The following is an 18741-nucleotide window of genomic DNA, read 5'->3' as shown; positions in this document are numbered from 1 at the left end:
GCCCGAATGGCAGCGATCCGCGCCGTCGTCATGGTCCAATGGGCTGGTGAGAGAGCCGACTGCAGCCCGGGCCACGATTCACGACGTGGCGCGGCTGGCCGAGGTGTCGACGGCGACCGTGTCGCGGGTGCTGAGCGGCGGCAAGCCGGTGTCGCCGGGGGTCACCGAGCGGGTCCGCGCGGCCGCGAACGACGTCGGCTACCGGCCGAACCCAGCCGCCCAGACCCTGCTGCGCGGAAGCAGCCGCACGGTCGGCGTCGTCGTACCGGATCTCGGCAATTCGTACTTCGCGGAGATCCTCAAGGGGTTCGCGGCCGAGGCGGCGGCCGAGCAGCACCACACGCTGGTGGCCGGCACCGACGAGGACCCGGAGCAGGAGTACCGGTCCGCGATCGAGCTAGCCCGCTGGGTCGACGGGCTGTTGCTGTGCGCGCCGCGGATGAGTACGCCCCGGCTCCGCGAGGTCGCGGAGGCCGCGCGCCGGCTGGTGCTGATCAACCGGGTACTGCGTCATCACGCGGTCGGCTCGGTGGTCGTCGACTACCACCTCGGCGTCCGGGCGCTGTGCGAGCATCTCGCGGCGCTCGGGCACAAGCGGATCGCGTACCTGCAGGGGCCGACCGCGGCGTGGTCGGACCAGCAACGCCAGCGCGGGTTCCGCTCGCCGGAGGCGTCCGGTCTGACCATTTTCCGGGTGCCGTGCGGGTCCACGCTCGCCGACGGGCGGGAGGCGGTCGAGGAGGCGCTGACGTACAAGCCGACCGCGATCATCTGCTTCAACGACCACGTCGCCGTCGGCGTCCTCAGCCGCCTCCGCGAACTCGGCCTGTCGGTCCCGCACGACCTGTCGGTCGCCGGCATCGACGATGCCCCGATGAGCGCCCACACCGATCCCGGCCTCACCACGTACGCCGTCTCCACCGTCGAGGTCGGCCGCCAGGCCTGGTCCCGCTTCGCCCCGAAGCCCTCCACCGCCACCACCCACATCCGCGGCGAACTCGTGGTCCGCGCCTCGACAGCACCCCCACCCCGCCACTCCCCCCGGCGCTAACCCCACCCCCGGACGATCCGCACCTTCCGAGGCAGCGCCCCCGGCCTGCCCAACCGCGAGTTAGCCCCACGCCCCGGGTGGCCCCGGTCCCGGGGCCACCCGGCGTCCCACACGGCCGGATATCCACTCGCGTTGCGGGTTCTCCACCCGCATACCAGCGGAGAACCCCCAAGCCGAGCGGATATCCACTCGTGTGCGCGCCAGTGGCGGGCGCGTGGGTCACACCAGGGCGCCGGGTCAAGCAGGGGTGGTGAAGCGGTAGGTGCCGGGGTGGGCTCGGCAGATGGCTGTGGTGGGTGTGGGTTCCAGCGGGGTGAGGCCTTCGGCGGTTGTGAGTGGGTGGCCGCTCTCCTCGACGGAGTCGGGGGCAGAGGTGGGGATGTGGATGGTGGCGGTGGCGCCGGGTGGGATCGTGACGTCGAGGGTGAAGGCGCCGTCGCTGAGCTGCCAGTGGGTGGATACGCGACCGGTGGGGGTGTCGTAGGACGCCTTGGCCCAGGTGAGGCGGCCGCCGGGGTGCGGGTTGATGACCAGGTCGCGGAAGCCGACGGACTCCGGTGACTGGCTGATCCCGGCGACGTCGGCGTACAGCCATTCTCCGACGGAGCCGAGCGAGTAGTGGTTGAACGAGTTCATCGCGACCGGGCCGAACCCGTTCTCCTCGGTCCAGCCGTCCCAGCGTTCCCAGATGGTCGTCGCGCCGTGCTTGATCGAGTACCCCCACGAGGGGTACCGGTCGTCGTGCAGCAGGTCGTACGCCAGGTCGGCGTGCCCGTACTTCGTCAGCATCGGGCACAGCAGCGCCACCCCGGCGAATCCGGTGGTCAGCGACCGCCCGCGCCGCTCGAGGTCGGCGACCAGCTGCTTCACCGCTGTCTGCTCAGCCTGCTCGTCCAGCAACCCGAACGCCAACGGCAGCAGGTACCCGGTCTGCGTATCCCCACGAAGCTTGCCCTCGGCATCCACGAACTCCGCGACGAAGGCCGCCCTGACCTTCTCCCACAGCTCGCTGTACGCCGCCGCCTCGTCGGCCAGCCCGAGCACCCGAGCCGCCGCCGCCGTGAACTCCACACTCCGCGCGAAGTACGCCGTCGCGAGCAGGTCCCGGTCCGTCACCACGCCGACCTGCAACCAGTCGCCGTAGTGCCCGCTCGTCCGGTGCCGCCAGATCAGGTCCGGGTTCGCCCGGTGCACGTAGTCGACCCAGCGCCGCATGACCGGCCACGCGGTCCGCAGCACCCGCTCGTCGCCGTAGATCCGGTACAGCGTCCACGGCACGATCGTCGCGGCGTCCGCCCAGGCAGGTGTCCCGTGCCGGCCGGTGATGACGTGCGGGATGACGTCCGGGATGGCGCCCTCGCCGGTCTGCGCGACCGCGAGATCCGCGAACCAGTTCTCGAAGAACGTCAGTACGTCGGCCTGGTACGCCGCGGTCGGCAGGAAGATCTGCGCGTCCGCCGTCCAGCCGAGCCGCTCGTCGCGCTGCGGGCAGTCGGTCGGCACGCTGACGAAGTTGCCCCGCTGACCCCACCGGATGTTGCTCAGCAACTGGTTGACGCCCGCGTCCGAACACTCGAACCGCCCCGCGACCGGGGTGTCGGAGTGCAGCACCTGGCCGACGACGTCGTCCGCGGTCAACTCGCCCGGATACCCGTCGACCTCGACGTAGCGGAACCCGTGCACGGTGAAGATCGGCTCGAAGAACTCCTCGTCCGCACCCGCGCTGACGAAGTAGTCGGTCGCGTCGGCGGTCCGCAGGTTCGCGGTGTACAACGAGCCGTCGGCCTGCAGCATCTCGCCGTGCCGCAACCGGATCTGCTGACCGGCCTGGGCTCCGCGCACCCGCAACCGCACCCGGCCCGCGACGTTCTGCCCGAGATCGACGATGAAACGCCCTGATTCGAGCGCTGTCACGGCGACCGCCGGCACCTCCTCCGTGACCCGCACCGGATCGGTCGTCGCGGCGATCAGCGTCGACACGTCGCCACCGAGGTCACCCGCCGGCGCCCAGTCGCTCGCGTCGTACCCCGGGCTCGACCAGTCGCCGAGCTCGAGGCGGGCGTCGTACGACTCCCCCATCAGCAGGTCCGCGAACCGGATCGGCCCGACACGCTCGACCCAGCGCCCGTCGGTCGCCACCACGGTCCGCGAACCGTCCGGGTGGTCGACGACGAGTTGCGCCAGGAGCTGCGGCTTCTTGCCGTAGTGGTGCGCGTGGCTCCGGGTGTCCCAGCCGACGTACCCGGACCACCAGCCCTCACCGAGCACCGCACCGATGACGTTCTCGCCCTCGTGCAGCAGGCCGGTCACGTCGTACGTCTGGTAGGCGACCCGCTCGCGATAATCGGTCCACCCTGGCGTCAGCTCGTCGTTCCCGATCCGCTGGCCGTTCGCGCTGAACTGGTACAGCCCGTGCGCGGTCACGTAGACCCGCGCCCGGCTGATCGGCCGGGTCAGCTCGAACGAGCGCCGGTAGTGCCTCGGCGGTGCGATCGTTGCCTGGCGCACCGTTCGCGGCTCCTGGCGGTCGACCGGCGGCTCGAAGTACGGGTCGGTCTCGTAGTCGTGCTCGATCCAGTGCGCCTCCCACTCGTCGTCGTGGAAGAGCCCGGTCGCGAACGTCGCCTCGGCGCTGGTCACCTCCCCGGCCGCGTCTCGCACCGACAGTTGCCACACATAGTCGGTCTGCGAGGTCAACGGCGCGCCTCCGTGGTCGACGTACGTCTCCCACTCGGACCGCCATCCGCTGTCCCACACCTGCACGCCGTCGCGCAGCACCTGCACGCGGAACGCGTCCTGCCGGTCGCCGCGGGCCGGAGACGCGAGCCGCCAGCTCAGCCGCGGCCGCCGCGTACCGATGCCGAGCGGCTCGACGCGGTGTTCACAGCGCAGGTCGTACGCCGTCAGCCTGGTCAGATCCGCCACGGCCGGCGCGTCGGACAGCACCCAGTTGGTCACCATGGGAAAACCTTTGCCTCCTCCGGTCCCGATGTCAACCGGCTATCCACAGGCTGGCCGATCCGCCTTGTTTTCTTGACGATCGGTGACGGAGACTGGTGCGGAAGCGGCCGGCTCACCGGGTTGCGTCGAAGCCAGGGTGAAGCCTTCGACCGGAGCCCGCGGACTGTCGATGATCTCTACCGTGCGAGGTGTGGAATGAGCTGTCAGGTTGGTGATGGTGATGTTGCGTACGACGGGAGCGTGCTCGCCCGGCGGGTCCGGTTCGGCGTGCCGGGTGGTGATGAGTACGACGGACGTGGTGAGGGCGTTCGCGGTGAGGTTCGTGGCGGTGAGGTTTTCGATGCGGCCGCCGCGGGCGGAGTTCGTCTTGACACGGATCGCGTGGTCGGTGCCGGTGACGCGCAGGTCCTGCGCATGGACGTTGTGGACACCGCCGGACGCCTCGCTGCCGATCGTCAACGCGCCGTGTCCGGCGGTGAAACGGCAGGACTCGATCAGGATGTTCCGGGACGGACGCGCGACCCGGCGGCCGTCGCTGTCGCGGCCGGACTTGATCGCGATACAGTCGTCGCCGGTCGTGAACGAGCAGCCGGTGATGACCACGTCCTCGCACGAGTCGGGATTGCAGCCGTCGTTGTTCGGGCCGAGCGAGTCGACCGTGACGCCGCGCACCAGGACGTCGGTGCAGAACACCGGATGCACCACCCACATCGGAGCGTTGACGATCCGGACGTCCTCGATCCGGACCCGCCGGCACTCGTACGGCTGCACGAAGCTCGGGCGAAACCCGTGGCCCGGCGCGAACACGCGTTCCTCGACCGGTACGCCGTCGTCGGCCATCTGCACGAGCCGCTGCCAGTCGGTGCGCGGGCGGGTGCTGCTCCACCAGTTGGCCGTACTCGCGCCGCCGTCGAGCGTCCCGGTCCCGGTGATCGCGACGTCGGTCTCGCCGTAGGCGTAGATCAGCGGAGAGTGGCTGAAGCACTCGATGCCCTGCCAACGCGTGCGGACGATGGGGTACGTCGTCGCGTCGGTGTGGAAGCGCAGCGTCGCGCCTGCCGACACATGCAGCTCGACGTTGCTGCGCAGCCGCATCGGTCCGGTCAGGAAGTCGCCCGGCGGTACCACGACCCGCCCGCCGGCCTCGATCGCCCGCGCGACGGCTTCCGAACAGTCCGCTCCGGGCGACGCCCCGAAGTCGGTGATCACCCGGTCAGTCATGAGCCTGGATGCGGAGGGCGTTGGCAAGTGGGACAGCGATCACCCAGCTCGGGTTCCAGGTGTTCGTGTGGCCGCGGCGCTGCCAGTGCGTCTGGAAGACGGCCTCGCCCTGCTCGCCGGGCAGCGGGAAGTTCCAGTCGCCCGGGTTCGCCGCGATGCCCTGGGTCAGGGCGTGCACCGTGGTAAGCGCTGCCGCGACGTACTCGGGCCGGTCGGTCGCCAGGCCGAAGGCGAGCAGCTCGTACGTCGGGAAGAAGGCGTCGAGATGGTGATTCTGCACGCTGACCGACGGCCAGCCGATCGTGTTGAACCCGGACGTGTGCAGCGGCGCGTCCGCGTCCTGCTCCGGGGACCAGACGTACACCCAGGTCAGGAGCCAGTCGGCGGCCACCTCGCACCAGCCGGCGTACAGCGGATCGTTGGTGCGGCGGAAGAGCTCGTAGGCCGCCATGAAGTAGTACATGCCGGCTTCTTTGTCCTCGCAGGCCGCGTCCAGCGTGGACCGTGCGAACGGGCGGTCGAAGGTCCGCGCATGCTGGTCGTGGTAGCGGGAGAGCCAGGTGGTTGCGTCGGACAACAACCCGGGGTGGCCGAGGACGTCGGATGCCTTGAGTGCCGCGAGTACGCACGGGATGCCGGCGGCGGAGACGGTCGTCGCGGCCGGCGTACCGTCGAGCCGCCAACCGATCGGGAACGTGCCGTCAGGCAACTGGGCGTTGCGCAGGAAGAGCATCGCCCCTTCGAGGGCGTCCAGCCACGACAGCGGTACCGGTTCGTCGTGCTGGCGGAAGAGAGTGATCACGTCGGCCAGGTCGCTGATCGTCTCGCCGTAGGCGCGGCTGGAGATCATCGGTCGGCTGCCGGTGCGGAAACTCGTCCAGCGACGGGTGTCGACCTGGTATGCGTTGTGCCGCAGGCCGGGCGTCGGCGTCGGGCTGCCGGACAGGTAGAACTCGACGGCCGCGCGGCAACGGTCGATGCGCAGCCGGTCCTGGGAGGTGAAGCCGAGCTGCGCGTCGCACCAGGCCAGCTTGAGCGCCTGCCCGGTCCAGCCGTACATGAAGTGCGTCGGTTTGACCGGCCCGTTGCCCGGGATATCGCTGAACTTGGTATATCCGGCGACAGACCCGTCCTTGTGCCACCTGTTGTCCATGGCAACCGTCTTCAAGGCGATCGACTCCGCCACGGTCAGCCCGCTCGCACCCGGCGAGGAGAACAGTGCACGACCGGTGTGGACCAGGTGCCGGAACGCGTGCCCGCGCACCTCCAACGGACCCCAATCGAGGACGAGCTGCTGCGTGTAGACCTCGCCGGGCCGCAGCGTGAGGTAGCCATCGTCGGTCGCCGCCGTTTCCGCCTTGCTGACATACCTGACGTCCTGCTTGCCGTCGAACATCAGTACGCCGCTGAGCGCCGCGATCACCGGGCTTTCCTGCCGGATCACCCCGAGCGAGCCGTACCGGACCTGACCGTCGGCCGAGCGCCGCGCCTGCGGGCGGGAGAACACCGACAACCAGCGGCGGTCACGACCGGCGCGCCACTCCAGGTTGATACCGGGGATCGGCAGCCGGTCCTCCTCGGCGACGAAGCCGCCGCCGGGCGTGTGGCCGATCCTGGGTACGGCGCGCAGCGGGTCCGCGGACGGGTTGTCGTTGTAGATCAGGCCGGGGATCGTCAGCCGGCTGTCCTGCACCCGACCGAGATCCAGCAACAGCCCGACGGCAAGGTCCGCGATCCGGCGCTGGCTGATGTTTCGCCAGCGCACCTCCAGGTTCAAGCGATGCGAGGTGTCGAACGAGAGCCGCAGCTCGACCGCAAGCGGTCCGGTGCGGAAGCCCGCGCGATGCTCACCGGCGCGGCACGAGATCCACCACCCGTCGGGCTGCGGCGCCGCCAGCTCCCACGGGCGACCGGCCGAATACGTGAGCAGCCCGGCGAGCGGGCGCTCCAGGTAGGCCGTGCCGTCCACCAGACCGAGCCGCAGCACGACCCCGTCGGGCGTACGGCGCAGTTCGGCCTGGCGCGGGCCGGAGGTGAGCGCGGGCATCAGGACGTCCGGCGGATCTGGATCGCCTGATACTGCGTCCCCGGGAGGCGGACAGTCAGCGTGCCGTGGCCAGTATCAGTGACGTTCTCGCGGGTCCGGCGTACCGAGTGGTTCCACACGTCCAGTACGTCGACGTCGTACGCGCCGGGCGGGAGCGTGAACGTGCGGTCCGGGAACTGGTGCTCGCCGAGATACTGCAGGTAGTACTCCCCCGGCACCGCCAGCGTCGGGGCGTCGCGGTAGTCGTCGATCGGCTCGACACCGTCGGGGAGCTCGTCCAGCACCTCCCGCAACAACCGCAGCCGCTGCGCGACCACCCCGGTCGGCCGACTACCACCGGCGGACCAGGGCGCGTCGACGTACGACTCGCCATGGGTGACGTAGGCGCCGCGGACGGTTCCTTCCCAGATGCGGGTAAGCAGTTCTTCCGGGCGGAGGCTGGTGTCGGGGGTGGTGCCGTTGCCTTCGTGACCGCAGGCGTCCACGAAGACGGGCTTCGAGTAGTTGCGGCGGAGCGCGGACACGCCGCGCACGTTCTCCAGCCGCACGCTGAGATGGGTCAGCCACAGCGGACCGGGATCGGTTGCCTCATGCATCGAGATCAGGTGGCGGCTCGAGTCCAGCTCCGCGATCAGTTCGGCGAGCCGGCGGGAGTCGGCGAGGCGGCGGGAGTCGGCGGCCGGCTGCAGGCACCAGGTGAGGTTGCGGAAGGCGGCGAGGCGGTTGACCGTGTCGCGGACGACGGCCTCGTCGAGCGGCAGTAGTACGTCCGCGACGATGTCTGCGGTCAGCAGGTCGCGGACCTGTTCCTCGAGGGCGGGCGAGACCTTCAGACGGACGCGGTTGAACGGAGACGCGGCCAGCGCGAGACGAGCGGCGGCCCATTGGTCCGGTTCGCCGAACCACTCGGTGGTGAGCGGGTGGTACGGCGTACCGTCCGCCCAGCGCACCGTCGTACCCGCCCGCCGCACCGGGCCGCGGGACGTCGCCGGAGTGCACACGAACGAGCCGCCGACGTACGACCACCGGCCTTCGAGGTCCGGGCTGAAGCGCAGCTTCCAGCCGTCGGATGCCGGGAACGGTTCAACGTAGGAGGTCGCCCCGGAAGTGTGCTGGAAGATGATCGGTTCAGCGATTGCGAGTTCGAGCACGTCCCAGCGGGGTACTGACGTCATCGGGTGCCTCTCAGGGCGAGGTACGGGGTGGCAGGCAGTGGGATGCGGCTCGGGCCGGAGTAGTCGGCCAGCGGGGTGATGGTCATCGCGCGGCTGTCGATCAGGTCGAAGTGGAACGGCGAACCGGCCGGCAGGTCGAGGTCCACGGCCGACGGTTGGCGGTCGCCGAGGTAGTGCAGGACGCACCGGGCGCCGTCGACCTCGCCGTCCGACTGCCGCGGCAACCCCGCGAACACCCCGCGCAGGAAGTCGATCCGCTCCGGACTCTCGCCGTACAGCCGGCCGCCGACCGAGATCCACGCCCGGGTCTCGCGGTCGACGAACGACTCGCCGTGCCCGACGTACCCGCCGAGCGCCATCCCCTGCCAGAACCGGTGCACCAGCTCGTCCGCGGTCAGGTTGCCCCAGCGGCGGCCGGCGTTGCCCTCGTACCCGATCTCGTCGATCACCACCGGCTTCGGGCAGTCCCGCCAGGTCGCGGTCTCGGCGCCGTCCCAGTGCTGCACGCTCTGGTGGGTGATCCACGGCTTGGCGAAGTCGTACGGCGTGAAGACCTCGTACATCTTGGTGCCGTTGTGGATCGACCGGAGCCGCTGGTACGGGTCGTACCGCTGCACCAACTGCAGCAGACGGTCCCAATCGGACACAGTCTTGAGCCGGTTGAAGTCGTACTCGTTCGACAGCGACCACCAGACGTTCCGGTACGCCGCCAACCGCGCGACGACGTACCGCAGGTAGGCCGCGTCCTGGGCGGGCGTCATCCGGTCGAAGCCCCACGCGCCCTTGTCGTACGGGTGGAACAGGATCAGGTCCGCCTGGATGCCGAGCGCCAGCAAGTCCGCGACCCGGCTCTCGAAGTGCCGGAAGAACGCCGGGTCGTACCGGTCGACGTCGACGGAGCCGGGTGTCGAGCCGACGAACGGCACTCGCTCGGGACGCATTCCGTCCGTCGGGAGAAGACACATCCGGACCTTGTCGAAAGGTGCCTCGCGCAACGACTCCAGGGTGAGCTCCTGGAGCTCCTTGGTCTCGTACGTCCAGTGGTAGCACGTGGTACCGATGCAGTCGTAGCGACTGCCGTCGGCGTAGGAGAAGTGGTGCCTGCCAAGTACCTCGACCGGACCGTGGTTGTCCGGACCGGGCGGAGTGCAGGTGAAGGTGCCCCGGTGGTCGTCGAGGTCCGCAGCCGAGCTGGACGTGATGTACGACCAGTCGCCTTCGCGGTCCGGTGAGAACCGCGCGCGGTAGGTCCCGTCGCCGTCGTAGAAGCCGTCGACGGTCACCATCCGGTTCCGGAACTGATAGGTGACCTGGAACTCCACCTCCGCGAACGGGTTACCTTCGGCAGGTCCGGTCAGGGTGAGCTCGTACAGGCCCCACTTCTCGGTACTCATGGCACTGGTCACGGCAACCGGTCTCCCGCCTGGATCCACTCGGGCGCCAGGATCACGTGCTTGATGGTCTTGCGCAGGTACGAGTACGCGACGTGCAGCCGGCCGTCGCGGGTCTGCAGCAGCGTCGGGTACGAGTAGCCGAACTCGTTGTCGCGGTACTCGGCGTCCTGCACCTGCAGGTTCCGCCAGTACGGCCAGGTGGCGCCGTCGTCCTCGGACAGCGCCAGCGTGAGCGGCGTGCGCAGGGTCTTCCGGCGTACGCCGCCCTTGCCGTCGTCGACCCAGCGGAACTGGTCGCGCTCCGCGGACGAGTCGTTGAACACCATGACGAGCCGGCCGTCGGACAGCCGGAGCACCTGGATCGCGGAGTTGTTGTTCGGCAGCGCGGTCTTCTCGGGGGCGGTCCAGGTCCGGCCGTTGTCCTTCGACACCGACCGGTGGATGCGGTCGGCGGCGCGGCTGCGGAAGTACCCGACGAGCTCACCCGGCGACAACTCGACCACACTCATCTGCACCTGCCCGACCGCCTCCGGCACCTCGACCGTCGACCAGGTCTCCCCGCGGTCCGTGCTCAGTTCCAGCACGGTCCGCTCGGCGCTCTTGTCACAGTCGTACGCCGGCAACAACCAGTCGCCGTTGCTCAGGACAACAATCGGATTCCGGATGAAGCTGCCCAGCTGATCGAACAGCACCTCACTACGCCCCCAGGTGAGCCCGCCGTCGCGGGACACCCGGCGGATGACGCGCGAAGTCGACTGATCATGCGGCTCGTTCGACGTATGCAGCAACCAAACCACACCAGCCCCAGCACCGCCAGGCGCGTCAGCGCCAACCCCAGCACCGCTCGGTCCGTCCGCGCGGGACCGCGCTTCCACGCCTCGCGCCGCCGGAGGCGGGGGGACGAAGAGGAGCGGGTTTTGTTCCGAGCGGTGCGGGTCCGAGGAGAGCTGGACCGGCTCCAGCCAGGTGTCTGTGCCCGCAGGCAGCCGGGACAGGACGATGTTGGTGTCGGGCTCACCCTCCCCCGGGCCGTTGAACCAGGCGCACAGCAGGTCGCCGGCGGCGGTTTCGACCAGGGTGACGGCGTGGCTGTCACCGGGATGGAGGGTGGGCAGGAGGGCCGCACCCTCACGGATGCGGCCGTCGAACCTGGAGTCGATCACCATGTGAACCCGGCGGCTGCCTGCGCCTTGATGTAGTCCGGGATGTCCTGCTGCTCGGCGACCTGCAGCGACGAGTTGACGTCCATGCCGTCCTTGAGCACGTGCTGCCGGAACACCTTGTACAGCGGGATGTCCCAGTACTCGGTGTTCTTGTAGTTCTTGATCACCGCGTTCTCGCCCCAGTACACCGCCGACGTGTCGACCGCCGACAGCTCCGGGATCGACGTACCGAACGCGTTCACCACCGCGTCGGTCGGCAGCACCGCCTTCATGCCGTACGCCGAGATCCGGGTCTGCATCTCCTCGGAGACCAGGTACTTGACCACGTCCAGCGCCTGGTCCTGGTGCTTGGACTGCGGCGGGACGAACGCGGCCCGGGTGTCCGGCTGGTAGATCGCCTTCGACCCGCGGGACAGCACCGGCATCGAGGTGACGCCGAGCTTCACGCTCTTCGCCCACTCCGCGTACTTCGCCGCGTCGCTGGGCTTGATGTAGTACGGGCTGAGCGCGTACGCGTTCAGCTTCGACAGGCTGTTCACCGCCATCGCGAGGTGGCCCGGGAAGCTCATGTCGCCCTTGAAGAAGTCGTCCACCGTGGTGAAGTTGTTCCGCGGGATCATCAGGAACCGGTACAGGTTGTTCGCGATCGACTTCCAGTCCGCGGTCGTCAGGTTCACCTTGACGTCCTCCGGCGCCGGCTGCTCGCTGGAACCGGGCACGAACGGGTAGAGCCCGAGCTGGTTCATCGCGAGGTAGTTGTCCGGGTGCTGCATGTAGCCCTTGTAGAAGTCCAGCCCGTCCTGCCGGGTGAGCTTCTGCGCGGTCCGGTACACGTCGTCGTACGTCGAGCCGACCGTCGGGTACTTCACCCGGAACTTGTCGAAGATCAGCTTGTTGTAGAACAGCAGGCTCTCGTCGATCCACAGCGGGACGCCGTACAGGCCGCCGTCCGAGCGGGACTTGAGCTGCTCGACCGCGCCCAGGTTGAGCTTGGTCAGGTCGATGCCGGCGCCCTGGACGAGCGCGGTGATGTCCTGGGTCCAGCCGAGCGGCTCGAGGTCCCGGTCGATGCGCAGCCGCGGGTCCTCCAGGATCAGGTCGGGCACCCGGCCGGCCTTGGCGATGTCCTCGTACCGGATCGGGTAGTCCCAGGTGGCGTACTTGATCTTGAGGTTCGGGAACTTGGCCCGGATCGCGTCCCCGAACACGGTGTTGAAGAAGCCCTGCGCCTGCCGGTCGGGGGCGTCGTCGCCGCCGAGCTCGAACGGTTTGAAGTTGGCCGCGAACACGAACAGCTCGTCGTCGGCCACGGAGAACGGCTTGTTGTACTTGTTCGGAATGTCGACGGTGCCGGTGGCGGAGTTCACGCCGCTGCGCGGCGTCGCGGTGGTGGAACTGGTGGTCGCAGCGGCGGCCGTTCCCGCGGGAAGCACACCGCCGAAGGCGGCGGCAAGCCCGCCGAGCAGCGCGCCGTTGCGCACGAACCCACGCCGGGACAGTCCACCGGACGCGGCGGACGGGTCGTCGGAGGCGGGGGTGTGCGGGGGTACGCCGGGGGTGTTGGGGTTTTTGGACATGGGAGGACCTCTCTTACGGGGCGGTGGTGGCCGTGAGGACACCCTTCAGGTCGAGCTGTTCGGCGAGGTGGCAGGCGACCTTGCGGCCACGGATCTCGCGTAGCTGCGGCACATCGGTCGCGCACCGGTCCTCGGCGTACCCGCAGCGCGGATGGAACGGGCAGCCGGTCGGCACCTTCGAGGGATCCGCGATCTCGCCGCGCAGCTTGATCCGCTCACGCTGTCCGCGCGACGTGGGATCGGGATCCGGTACGGCGCTGAGCAGCGCCTCGGTGTATGGGTGCAGGGGCTTGGTGTAGAGCTCTTCGGTCGACGCGCTCTCGACGAGCTTGCCGACGTACATCACCGCGACGTCGTCGGCGACGTGCTCGACGATGCCGAGGTCGTGGGAGACGAACAGGTAGGTGAGCCCGGACTCCTCCTGCAGATCCCTGAGCAGGTTGAGGATCTGGGCCCGGACCGACACGTCGAGCGCGCTGACCGCCTCGTCCGCGACCACCAGCCGCGGCTCGGTCGCGAGCGCCCGGGCGATCACCACGCGCTGCCGCTCACCCCCGCTGAACGCGTGCGGGTAGCGGTGCGCGTACTCCGCCCGCAGCCCGACGCGGCGCAGCAGCGCGGCGACCTTGTCGTCGATCTCGTCGCGGGATCCGGCGTCCTGGACCTTCAACGGCTCGGCGATGATGTCGCGCAGCGTCTTGCGCGGGTCGAGCGAGGAGTGCGGGTCCTGGAAGATCAGCCGGACCTGCGCACGGTACGGCTTCAGCTGCTTCTCGCTCAGCGACGCCAGGTCGACGCCGTCGAACATGATGCTGCCGGACGTCGGCTCGTACGCCCGCACGATGCAGCGGCCGAGCGTGGTCTTGCCGCAGCCCGACTCGCCGACCAGCCCGAGCGTCCGCCCGGCCTCGATCGACAGGTCGACCCCGTCGACCGCCTTCACATACCCACGGTTCCGGCCGAGAAACCCGCCGCTCAGCGGGAAGTGCATGGTCAGGCCGCGCGTCTCCAACAGGCTCATGACTTCTCCTCGCCGTACAACAGACACGCCACGTCGATCTCGTCGCTGCGCACCCGGTCCGGCACGGTCGTGTCGCACTTGCCGGCCATGAACGCGTCGCACCGCGGATGGAACCGGCAGCCCGACGGGCGTTCGTACGGCGGCGGCACGGTCCCCCGGACGGCGACCAACCGGTCCTGCCTGCTCTGCCCCAGCCTCGGCACCGAACGCACAAGTGCTTGCGTATAAGGGTGTTTGGGCCTGCTCAGTACGGCGGACGCCGGCCCCTGCTCGACGACCTCGCCGAGGTACATCACCGCGACCTCGTCGGCGACCTGCGCCGCGACACCGAGGTCGTGGGTGATCAGCATGATCGCCATGCCGAGCTCCTCCTGGAGGTCCTGCAGCAGGTCCAGGATCTGGGCCTGCGTGGTGACGTCCAGCGCTGTGGTCGGTTCGTCGGCGATCAGCAGCCGCGGCCGGCAGGACAGCGCCATCGCGATCATCGCCCGTTGCCGCATGCCGCCGCTGAGCTCGAACGGGTACGAGTCCACCCGTCGCTTCGGGTCCGGGATCCCGACCCGGTCGAGCATCTCGATCGCCCGCTCCCGGGCCGCCTGCTTGCCGACGTGCTCGTGCAGCCGGACCGCTTCGATGATCTGGTCGCCGATCGTGTGCACCAGGCTCAGCGACGCCATCGGCTCCTGGAACACCATCGCGATGTCGGCCCAGCGAACCTGCCGGAGCCGCTTGTCCTTCGCCGCCAGCAGGTCGAGCGGCTCGGCGTCGGAGGCGTCGTCGTACAGCAGGATCTCGCCGCCGACGATCCTGGCCGGCTTCTCGACCAGCCGCAGGATCGACCGCGCGGTGACACTCTTGCCGCACCCGGACTCCCCGACCACGGCCAGCGTCCGGCCGCGCTGCACTGTCAGGCTGACACCGTCGACGGCCTTCACGACCCCGTCGCCGAGCTCGAAATGCGTCCGAAGCCCACGAACTTCCAGCAACCGTTGCATGAGAGCTCCTATTTGTAGGGATCGGCGGCGTCGCGGAGGCCGTCGCCGACGAAGTTCATCGCGAGTACGACGACCACGACCGCGAGGCCCGGGGTGAGCAGCCATGGGGCGGTGGCGACCGCACGGACGTTCTGCGCGCCCTCGAGCAGGACGCCCCAGCTGACCGCGGGCGGCTGCAGGCCGAGGCCGAGGAACGACAGGCTGGTCTCCCCGAGGATCATCCGCGGTACCGCCATCGACACCGACGCGATGATGTGGCTGGCGAACGACGGAACCATGTGACCGAAGATGATCCCGGTCCGGCCGACCCCGTCCAGCCGGGCGGCCATCACGAAGTCCTCCTCGCGCAGGCTCAGGAACCGCCCACGGACGTCGCGCGCCAGGCCGGTCCAGCCGATCAGCGACAGGATCACGGTGATCGCGAAGTACCTGGTCAGCGGTCCCCAGCCGCCGGGGAGCGCGGCCGACAGCGCCATCCACAGCGGCAGCGTCGGGATCGACATGATGAACTCGATGACCCGCTGGATCAGGTTGTCGACGGTACCGCCGAGGTAACCGGAGATGCCGCCGATCAGCATGCCGAGCAGGAAGCTCGCGAACACCCCGACCAGGCCGATCGACAGCGACACCCGGGCGCCGTGGATCAGCCGGGACAACAGGTCCCGCCCGGACTGGTCGGCACCGACGAGGAAGAACGGCTGGCCGGCGTTCGTCGGGCCGATCAGGTGGATGTCGGACTTGATCGGTCCGAGCAGCGAGTACACGTCGCCGTGGACGAACAACCCGACCTCGACGATCTTCGACCGGTCGACGGTGAAGGTCTGCTCGAACGTCGCCTTGTCCCGCGTCGACGAGTATCCGTAGACGAACATCCCGTGCTCGGCGGAGACGTGCACCAGCTGCGGCGGGGCGTACGGCAGCGCGGTGTGCGCGGTGTCGGCGTTCGCGGGTGCGAAGAAGCCCGCGAAGACCGCGACGAAGTAGATCGGGATCAGCACGATCAGGCCGATCAGCGCCAGCCGGTGGCGCCGGAACTGCCGCCACATCAGCCGCCACTGCGGCAGCGCGCCGTGGTCTCTGAGGCTCTTCACCACCTCTTGCGTCACCGGAAGGGCCTCGGTCTGCTGGGCCATAGTTGTCCCTGCCTATCGCTTCGAGAACCGGGTGCGGATCCGCGGATCCCACCAAGCCAGTGCGAGGTCGCTGAGCATCGTGCCGATCACCGTCAGCGTGCTGAGGATCAGCACGAAGCTGCCGACCAGGTACATGTCCTGACTCTTCACCGCGCCGAGCAGCAGCGGGCCGCTGGTCGGCAGGCTCATCACGACCGAGACGATCGTCTCGCCGCTGATCAGCCCGGGCAGCAGCCAGCCGACCGTGCTGAAGAACGGGCTGAGCGACATCCGGACCGGGTACCTGAGCAGCAGCTTCCACTCCGGCAGGCCCTTCGCCCGCGCAGTCGCGACGTACGGCTTGTGCAGCTCGTCGAGCAGATTCGCCCGGGTGATCCGGATCAGGCCCGCGGTGCCGGCCACGCCGACCACCACGATCGGGACCCACAGGTGCGAGAGCAGGTCGAGCAGCTTGCCCAGGTTCCAGGCGGCATCGGCGTACTGCGGTGAGAACAGCCCACCGACGCTCTGCCCGAAGTACCGGAACCCGACGTACATCATGACCAGCGCGAGCATGAACTCCGGGACGGCCATCCCGATGAAGCCGAGGAACGACGCGACGTAGTCACCGGCCGAGTACTGCCGCAGGGCGGAGTAGATGCCGATCGGGAACGCGATCGCCCAGACGAACAGCAGGCTGGCGATCGACAGCACCATGGACAGCAGTACCCGGCTGCCGATCAGGCTCGACACCGACTGGTTCCAGGCGAACGACTGGCCGAGGTCGCCGTGCAGTACGACGCCACCGATCCAGGTCAGGTACTGTGCCATGAACGGCTTGTCGAGGCCGTAGTGCCGTTTCAGCTCGGCGATCTGCGAGTCCGGGATGTCCTGGCCGCGGGCCTCCGCGTTCGCGATCACCGTGGTGGTGTAGTCACCCGGCGGAAGCTTGATCACCACGAAGGTGACGAACGAGATCGCCGCCAGCGTGACGAACATCCAGACCACCCGCCGGGCCACGAAGCGCAGCATCGGCTACTGCCCCATCGAGAACTGCTCGGGGTGGACGATGCCCGGGGCAACCGACTCGTTCATCGTCGACGGCACGTTGTGGAAGTCGTTCTTCACCACGCCGTAGGTGTTCGGGACCGAGCTGATGCCGAGGTAGTAGAACTGGTCGGCCGCGATCTGCAGGATCTGCTTGCCGAGCTCCAGCGTCTTGGCCGGGTCCGGCTCCTGCCGTGCCTGGGTGAACAGCTCCAGCTGCTTCTGCACCTCGGCCGGCGGCTTGCTGCCCTTCTCGCCTTTCGACTGGTACCACTGCGCCCAGCCGATCGCGTACCGCGCGCTGCCGTCGTTGGTCGGCACCCAGTAGTGGTCGCCACCAGAACCGGTGGGCAGGACGAAGGTGCCGCAGGTCCAGGTGCCGGCGTCGTGGTCGTTGCCCTTGACCCGTTGCTTGTACAGGTCCTCGCTGACCGCCTGGGTACGCAGCTCGATGCCGACCGCGGCCCAGCGCTTCTTGACGAACTCGATGCCCTCGACGTGGTCCGGGAACGACTCGCTGACCAGTACGGCGACCGAGACCGGCTTGCCGTCCGCACCGAGCCGCTTGCCGTCCGCCGACTTCTTCGTCAGGCCCGCGGCGTCCAGGTGCTGGTTCGCCTTCGCGGCGTCGAACTCCAGGTACTGCGTGGCCAGCTGCTCGTTGTAGTACGGCGAGTCCTTGGGCGGCGCGCCCTGCCAGGGCTCCCCCTGGCCGGCGTACACCGCGTCGATGACCTCCTTGCGGTTGATCGCGTGCGACAGCCCTGCCCGGAACTCCTTGTTCGCGAACAGCGCCCGCTTCACCGGGTCCTTGTGCGTCAGGTTCAGGCCGATGACCATCGTGTTGGTCAGCTGGGTCGGCACCTCGAAGATCTTGTAGCCGCCCTTTTCCCGGTTCTGCGCGACGACCGGCTTGTTCTGCGGCGTACCGAAGTTCCGGTACTGCAGGCCGAACTCGCCGTTCATCACCTTCAGCAGCTCGACCTGCGCGTCCTGGACCACCTCGACGCGGCAGTTGTCGATGTACGGCAGCTGCCGGCCCCGGTCGTCGACCTTCCAGTAGTACGGGTTCCGGGTCAGCGTGACCGCGGAGCTCTTGCCCAAGGGGGTCTCGACCTTCCAGGGCGCCAGCGTCGGCTGGTCCGGGTTCGTCCACGGGTTCTGCTTCTGGGTGAACAGGTCGGTCCAGCTGCCGACGCCGGCCTTCTTCGCCAGCGCGTTCGCGTTCTTGTTGTACTTCAGGTGGAACTGCTGGAAGTAGTGCTTCGGCAGCAGCATCCCGTACGCACCCTCGCGTTCGAAGATCCCGTCGGCGATCTGCACGAGCAACGACGGCTGCGGCGAGCTGTAGGTCATCTTGATCGTGCGGTCGTCGACCTTCTCGACCTTCACCAGCTTGCCGGTGTCCGGCGAGGTGAACGCGTCGTACAGGCCGTCCGGGTGCAGACCCTCGTCACACTGCACCTCGAGGATCGTGAACATCAGGTCGTCGGCCGTACACGGCTTGCCGTCCGACCACTTCAGGCCTTCGCGCAGCGTGAACGTGTACACCTTGCTCTCGGCATCGACCGTGAACTCGCAGGTGTTCGCCTCGATCTCGTCGTACCCGGGCTTGCCGACCTTGTCCGGCTTCCAGCGCAGCAGCGGCTCGTAGCGCATCGCGTACCACAGCCACTGGGTGTCCGCCTGGGTCAGCATCGCCGACCGCCAGGTCCCGCCGTACTGCGCCTTGCCCTCGAGCGGCTTGATCACCGGAGGGTTCTTCGGGAGCCGGTCCGCGAGGGCGGGCAGCGAGCCCTTGTCCACCAGGGCTTTCAGCATCGGCGACTCCTTCTCGCCGGCCGTCGCGGCCTGTGCGCCGGAACCGGCCGGCTTGGTGTCGAAGAAGCCGCACCCGGGTACGGTCGCGACCGCCAGGAGGCCCAGACCGCCCTGCAGCAGCCGTCGCCTATTGATCATGCTTTCAGACATCGTGGT

General features: G+C 68.8%; 13 protein-coding genes. 1 reads left to right on the top strand and 12 read right to left on the bottom strand.

Going from position 1 to position 18741, the window contains the following annotated elements; all coding sequences use genetic code 11:
• The first annotated feature begins 46 nt into the window (after positions 1 to 46).
• Positions 47 to 1051, top strand: a complete 1005-nt coding sequence (locus tag JOF29_RS09950) for a LacI family DNA-binding transcriptional regulator (RefSeq protein WP_209693916.1) — start codon at positions 47 to 49, stop codon at positions 1049 to 1051.
• A 237-nt stretch (positions 1052 to 1288) separates the two neighbouring features.
• Here the strand turns inward: JOF29_RS09950 and JOF29_RS09945 are convergent, their stop codons facing one another.
• The 12 genes from JOF29_RS09945 to JOF29_RS09890 are packed head-to-tail and all read right to left on the bottom strand — an operon-like array spanning position 1289 to position 18735.
• The gene (locus JOF29_RS09945) at positions 1289 to 4012 is read right to left on the bottom strand and encodes a glycoside hydrolase family 78 protein (RefSeq protein ID WP_209693915.1); all 2724 of its coding nucleotides are present in this window, start codon (positions 4010 to 4012) and stop codon (positions 1289 to 1291) included.
• Positions 4013 to 4051: 39 nt separating this feature from the next.
• Complete coding sequence (locus JOF29_RS09940; protein WP_209693914.1) at positions 4052 to 5233, bottom strand: glycoside hydrolase family 28 protein; 1182 nt, start codon at positions 5231 to 5233, stop codon at positions 4052 to 4054.
• On the bottom strand, positions 5226 to 7280 hold the full coding sequence (locus tag JOF29_RS09935) for a hypothetical protein (protein WP_209693913.1): 2055 nt from the start codon (positions 7278 to 7280) through the stop codon (positions 5226 to 5228). Before JOF29_RS09935 ends, JOF29_RS09940 begins: the two co-directional genes overlap by 8 nt.
• Positions 7280 to 8455: a DUF5605 domain-containing protein gene (locus tag JOF29_RS09930; protein WP_209693912.1), complete on the bottom strand. Its 1176-nt coding sequence runs from the start codon at positions 8453 to 8455 to the stop codon at positions 7280 to 7282. Before JOF29_RS09930 ends, JOF29_RS09935 begins: the two co-directional genes overlap by 1 nt.
• Positions 8452 to 9849 carry a DUF5060 domain-containing protein gene (locus tag JOF29_RS09925; RefSeq protein ID WP_209693911.1) on the bottom strand — a complete coding sequence of 466 codons (1398 nt, stop codon included), beginning with the start codon at positions 9847 to 9849 and terminating at the stop codon, positions 8452 to 8454. Before JOF29_RS09925 ends, JOF29_RS09930 begins: the two co-directional genes overlap by 4 nt.
• Before the next feature lie 8 nt (positions 9850 to 9857).
• The gene (locus JOF29_RS09920; protein ID WP_209693910.1) at positions 9858 to 11012 is read right to left on the bottom strand and encodes a sialidase family protein; all 1155 of its coding nucleotides are present in this window, start codon (positions 11010 to 11012) and stop codon (positions 9858 to 9860) included.
• On the bottom strand, positions 11009 to 12589 hold the full coding sequence (locus JOF29_RS09915) for an ABC transporter substrate-binding protein (protein ID WP_209693909.1): 1581 nt from the start codon (positions 12587 to 12589) through the stop codon (positions 11009 to 11011). The genes JOF29_RS09920 and JOF29_RS09915 overlap by 4 nt, the downstream gene beginning before the upstream one ends.
• A 13-nt stretch (positions 12590 to 12602) precedes the next feature.
• Positions 12603 to 13610, bottom strand: coding sequence for an ABC transporter ATP-binding protein (locus tag JOF29_RS09910; protein WP_209693908.1), 1008 nt, complete (start codon positions 13608 to 13610; stop codon positions 12603 to 12605).
• Positions 13607 to 14605: an ABC transporter ATP-binding protein gene (locus JOF29_RS09905; RefSeq protein WP_209693907.1), complete on the bottom strand. Its 999-nt coding sequence runs from the start codon at positions 14603 to 14605 to the stop codon at positions 13607 to 13609. The genes JOF29_RS09910 and JOF29_RS09905 overlap by 4 nt, the downstream gene beginning before the upstream one ends.
• A gap of 8 nt (positions 14606 to 14613) precedes the next feature.
• The gene (locus JOF29_RS09900) at positions 14614 to 15738 is read right to left on the bottom strand and encodes an ABC transporter permease (RefSeq protein WP_209693906.1); all 1125 of its coding nucleotides are present in this window, start codon (positions 15736 to 15738) and stop codon (positions 14614 to 14616) included.
• Between the two features lie 12 nt (positions 15739 to 15750).
• Positions 15751 to 16749, bottom strand: a complete 999-nt coding sequence (locus JOF29_RS09895) for an ABC transporter permease (protein ID WP_209693905.1) — start codon at positions 16747 to 16749, stop codon at positions 15751 to 15753.
• Positions 16750 to 16752: 3 nt separating this feature from the next.
• Positions 16753 to 18735 carry an ABC transporter substrate-binding protein gene (locus JOF29_RS09890; RefSeq protein ID WP_209693904.1) on the bottom strand — a complete coding sequence of 661 codons (1983 nt, stop codon included), beginning with the start codon at positions 18733 to 18735 and terminating at the stop codon, positions 16753 to 16755.
• Positions 18736 to 18741: the final 6 nt, after the last annotated feature.

The sequence above is a fragment of the Kribbella aluminosa genome, from assembly GCF_017876295.1.
In the GTDB taxonomy this organism is placed as follows: domain Bacteria; phylum Actinomycetota; class Actinomycetes; order Propionibacteriales; family Kribbellaceae; genus Kribbella; species Kribbella aluminosa.
The sequence above is the reverse complement of the archived record's forward strand: the minus strand, read 5'-3'. Positions and strand labels throughout refer to the sequence as shown.